Source organism: Kribbella sp. (assembly GCF_035687465.1).
In the GTDB taxonomy this organism is placed as follows: Bacteria; Actinomycetota; Actinomycetes; order Propionibacteriales; family Kribbellaceae; genus Kribbella.
In genome coordinates this window covers 1-4,362 of record NZ_DASRXP010000120.1, presented here as the reverse complement: position 1 = coordinate 4,362, position 4,362 = coordinate 1, and the positions used below count along the sequence as shown (strand labels likewise).

Sequence of the window (4,362 nt, the reverse complement as noted above, 5' to 3'; positions counted from 1 at the left end):
CGTCGGCGACGAGGAGCGGCGGCGGTTCGTGGCGGATTCGGCGCAGCATCGACGGATCGTCGAGCAGTTCTTCGCCGCGGTGCTGGGTGGCGAGGTCGAGGTACTGGAGAAGTTGCTGGCCGCCGACGTGATCGCGACGGCCGACGGTGGTGGGACGACCGCGGCCAGGCGGCCGATCGTCGGGCAAGACACCGTACTGCGCTACCTCCTCGGCCTGGGACGCCGCCCGGAAGCCGCTGCGGTCACCGCAGAAGTTGCCGAGGTCAACGGTCAGGCGGCGGTGCTGCTCCGGTTCGACGGTGCTCTCCGGGCGGTCATGAGCGTCACGGTGGACGAGGGCGAGATCATCGCGGTCCACACGGTGATCAATCCGGCCAAGCTCGCGTTCGCCGCGACCCAGGCGGGCACGGTGTGAGCGAGGTCACCGGGCACGCCTGTCACGTCTAGCCCTGCTCGCCGGTTCAAGTCCCGTCACCGGCAGAAGGGAAGTTCAGTGAACCCTCGCATCGTGGTGCTGGGAGCCGGCTATGCCGGCGCACCGGCCGCAGTCCGCCTCGCGGCCCGTCTTCCACGGGCGCAGATAACGCTCGTGAACGCGACTGATCGCTTCGTCGAACGCATCCGGATGCACCAGTTGGCGGCGGGCCAGCCGATCGTCGGCACGCCCCTGCAGAAGGTGGTGGCCGGCACGGGGATCGAGCTCGTCATCGCTCGGGTCGCCGGTATCGACGTGGAGGCGAAGACAGTCCAGCTCGAAGGTGAACGGCCGGCCCTTCAGTACGACGTACTGATCTATGCGCTAGGTAGTTTCGCCGACTTCGGGGGAGTGCGCGGAGTTCGGGAACACGCTCTCGGGGTTGCTGACGCCGACCACGCCGGCCAGCTCCGGGATCAGCTCGATCGGCACGCCGCTGCCAGGATCGCCGTCATCGGCGGCGGCCTGACAGGCATCGAAACCGCCGCGGAGTTGGCTGAAGCCCGGCGAGATCGGGGCGGTGTGGTGTTGGTGTCGGCTGGGCTTGTGGGTGGGTGGTTGTCTTCGCGGGCGCGGGCGCATCTCATCAAGGGGCTCGAACGGCTCGGGGTGACCGTCCGGGAGAACGCGCCGGTGAAGGCAGTCGACGCGACTGGGCTCGAGCTGGGCGAGGGTGAGCGGCTGGATGCGGGTGCCGTCGTCTGGGCCGCCGGCTTTCGGGTGCCCGACATCGCGGCGCGGGCCGGCCTGGCGGTCGACGACCGCGGCCGGATGCTGCTCGATGCGACGCTCCGTTCCAGCTCCCACCCGGACGTCTTTGGCGCGGGGGATGCCGTTGCCGCGATGGTTGCCGGCGGTGGTGGCGAGTCGCGGATGTCTGCTCAGACGGCGGTGCCGATGGGTGCGCAGGTCGCGGATGCTGTCGCCCGCAGCGTCACCGGCCGGTCACCGCGACCGGTCAAGGTCCTGTACGTCTGGCAGCACATCAGCCTCGGCCGCCGCGATGGCGTCACCCAGTTCACCCATCTCGACGATTCGCCCCTCGGCCTCGTCCTCACCGGCCGCCCGTCAGCCCACTTCAAGGAACTCATCTGCCGAGGCGTCCGCGCCTACTGCACCCGCCACGCCGCCCTCTTCATCCGCCCGTACCGCGCCACCGGCTCCTGACCGCCCCAGTCGGCGCGGTCGGGTGGGGCCCCACCCAGACCCACAGAAGTCGCGCGTACCGCGGCGGCCCCCGCGGCGGGCGCGGCGCCGTACGGGACTTCTGCTGGTCTGGGTGGGGGCTGTGGACAACGAGTCACCTGAGGATGCGGAATCCGTCAGGCTTATCCCGTGAACGATGTGGTCAGCGTCCTCCAGCGATGCGGTGGAAGTGCCCGTTTTGCAGACCTGCGCAAGGTCACCTCGCCGTGGGCGATCCGCCAGGCGTTGCAGCAGGGCCAGATACGTCGCGTCTCGAAGGGTGTCTACGCCTTGCCTGACTCGGTGGCCTCGGACCTCACTGTTGCGCGAGCGTACGGAGGTGTCCTTTCGAGGGAGAGTGCAGCTCTGCATCATGGGTTCGAGGTGGTGACCCGGCCGTTGGTGCCGCATGTGACCATCAAGAGGACCCAGATGAGACGGGTCACGGACCTTGCTTGCATCCTGCATAGCTCAGGATTGCCCTTGTTCGATGGGTCGGCGCCCGATCCGGCCGCACACGCTGGTCGCCCGCTCGAGTTCGGCCGACCAAACCTAACCGGCTGGGCAGGTGAGGTGACTTCGCCGGTGGCGACCGTGATGGACTGCGCGCGGTACCTGCCGTTCGGCGAGGCGCTGGCGATCGCCGATGCTGCGATCAGGTCAGGAAAGGTCGAGCGAACCACCCTCAGGCGGATGGCCGCAACGGTGCGTGGGGCGGGCAGGCAGCGGGTGATCCGGGTCGCCCGGGAGGCTGACGGTCGTTCCGAATCGGCCTTGGAGTCGATGCTGCGGGCGAGGGTCATCGACGCGGGCTTCACCGGTTTCGTTCCCCAACATCAGATCCGTGGGCGGGACTTTGCTGCGCGGGTTGATCTGGCTGATCCAGTGCTCAGGATCAGCCTGGAAGCTGACAGCTTCGCCTTTCACGGCACCCGGGCAGCACTACGGAGAGACTGCCGCCGTCACGTGGGCCTGGCTATGTGCGGCTGGTTGCTTCTCCGCTACTCCTGGGAGGACGTGATCCTCGACGAAGACTGGGTCGGCCGGTCACTCCTCGCGGTCGCCGAATTGCCCCACGCACACCTACAGAACTCGCTCCTGGCGGCCGGCTAGGCGTTTACCAGGCGGTGGCCAACTCTGGCCTGGTGGGTTCTGTAGGTGTGGGTGGGGCTCTCCAGTGGTGCGGACCAGTGGTCGGGTCAGGCGGTGCGGACTAGTTGGGGGCGGGGGGCGGGGGCGGCGAGGGTTAGGAGGTCTAGGCCGGCTACGCCGTAGCGGAGTAGGACTAGGCGGGCTACCTCGGCGCTGACACCCAATGGGCGGGAGACAGCGACTGCGCCTGCCTTTCGGGCGGTCTGCTCAGCGCGGTCCGGGAGGATGCCCGGGGCCAGGAAGAACGAGCCGACCGCTACGTGGCGCCGGCCCTCGAGGCGCCATTGCAGTACTGCCTCGGCTGGGCTCGGGGTGGCGGCTGCCGTGAAGGCAGCGGTGACCGGCAGCTTGTGCCGTTGGCCCCAGAGCCGTGCCAGTCGTGCGACCGCTGCGTTCGCCTGCTGATCGCTGGAACCGGCGCACGCGAGCACCAGGGCGTCCAGTTCACGGACGCGGCCGTCCTTGAGTTCAGCGCGCATCCGCCGGTCGAGGACGTCCAGCAGCGAGTCGTCGTACCCGAGCACGTCGGAGGCGATGATCCGCACCTCGGGGTACCGACTGCGAGCCTCGTCCACGACGGCCGGGATGTCGACCTGGGCGTGGAACGCGGTCGACAGCAGCAGCGGCAGGATGACGATCTCCTCGACGCCTTCGGCGCTGAGCTTGTCGATCACCCGCAGCGGCTTGGGCGGGCAGTGGTCGAGGAAGGAGGCTTCGATCCGCAGGTCGTCACGCATCTCGCGCAGGCACTTCACCAGCGAGTGGACGGTGGCGGCCGACCGCGGATCGCGGCTGCCGTGGGCGAGGACTATGAGCGCAGGAGCAGTCACAGCAGTTCCCCTTCTTCGTCGTCGATCATGCCGGCCGCCAGCGTCCACCCGTCGTGGGCGTCGATCAGCAGGAACGATCCAGTGATGTTGTTGCTGGAGTACGGGTCGGCGGCCAGCGGTGCGGCAACCTTGAGTTGCACCTTGCCGATGTCGTTCAGTTCAAGCCCGGTGGCGTCGATGACTCCGAGCGTGTCCAGATCCAGCGCACCGTTGATCTTGGTGACGATGGCCTGGGCGGTCGTGGTGGTGTGCTTGATCAGCAGCCGGGCACCCACGCTGAGTGGGCGTTCGGACAACCAGCACACGGTGGCGGACAGTTCCCGGCGGGTGCCGGGGGAGGAGTCCGCCGAGACGATGACCGAGCCGCGGGCGACGTCGAGATCATCGGCGAGCCGGACGGTGACGGCCTCACCGGCGACCGCGAACGGCTGCTCGGCGACCGAGGTCGAGGTCGCGCTGATCACGGCCCGGTCGATCCCGGCGACGGAGGTACGCCGGCCCGCGGGCAGCACGATCACCTCGTCGCCGACGGAAACGGTGCCGGAGGCAACCGTCCCGGTGTAGCCGCGGTAGTCCCGGTACTCGTCGTCGGTCTGCGGCCGGATCACGTACTGCACCGGGAACCGCAGCGGCCGGGCCGAGATGTCGGAACGCCCGGAAGCGCTCTCCAGGTACTCCAGCAGCGTCGGGCCGTCGTACCACGAGGTCGCCAGAGAGCGC

5 protein-coding genes are annotated in these 4,362 nt (G+C 68.8%); 3 read left to right on the top strand and 2 right to left on the bottom strand.

Features of this window, described 5'->3' with window-relative positions; translation table 11 throughout:
• The 3 genes from VFG33_RS06225 to VFG33_RS06215 all read left to right on the top strand — a co-directional run.
• A partial coding sequence (locus tag VFG33_RS06225; protein WP_524538118.1) for a nuclear transport factor 2 family protein occupies positions 1-415 on the top strand: 415 nt, incomplete at its 5' end.
• A gap of 78 nt (positions 416-493) precedes the next feature.
• Positions 494-1,642 (top strand): NAD(P)/FAD-dependent oxidoreductase, encoded by a 1,149-nt coding sequence (locus VFG33_RS06220; RefSeq protein WP_325023339.1) that lies wholly within the window; start codon positions 494-496, stop codon positions 1,640-1,642.
• Between the two features lie 591 nt (positions 1,643-2,233).
• On the top strand, positions 2,234-2,773 hold the full coding sequence (locus VFG33_RS06215; protein WP_325023337.1) for an endonuclease domain-containing protein: 540 nt from the start codon (positions 2,234-2,236) through the stop codon (positions 2,771-2,773).
• An 86-nt stretch (positions 2,774-2,859) separates the two neighbouring features.
• Here VFG33_RS06215 and VFG33_RS06210 read toward each other — a convergent pair whose 3' ends face one another.
• Both VFG33_RS06210 and VFG33_RS06205 read right to left on the bottom strand, forming a co-directional pair.
• Positions 2,860-3,642: a sirohydrochlorin chelatase gene (locus VFG33_RS06210; RefSeq protein WP_325023335.1), complete on the bottom strand. Its 783-nt coding sequence runs from the start codon at positions 3,640-3,642 to the stop codon at positions 2,860-2,862.
• The coding region (locus VFG33_RS06205) for an elongation factor 1-alpha C-terminal domain-related protein (protein WP_414672928.1) at positions 3,639-4,362 on the bottom strand (724 nt) is incomplete at its 5' end. The genes VFG33_RS06205 and VFG33_RS06210, both read right to left, overlap by 4 nt.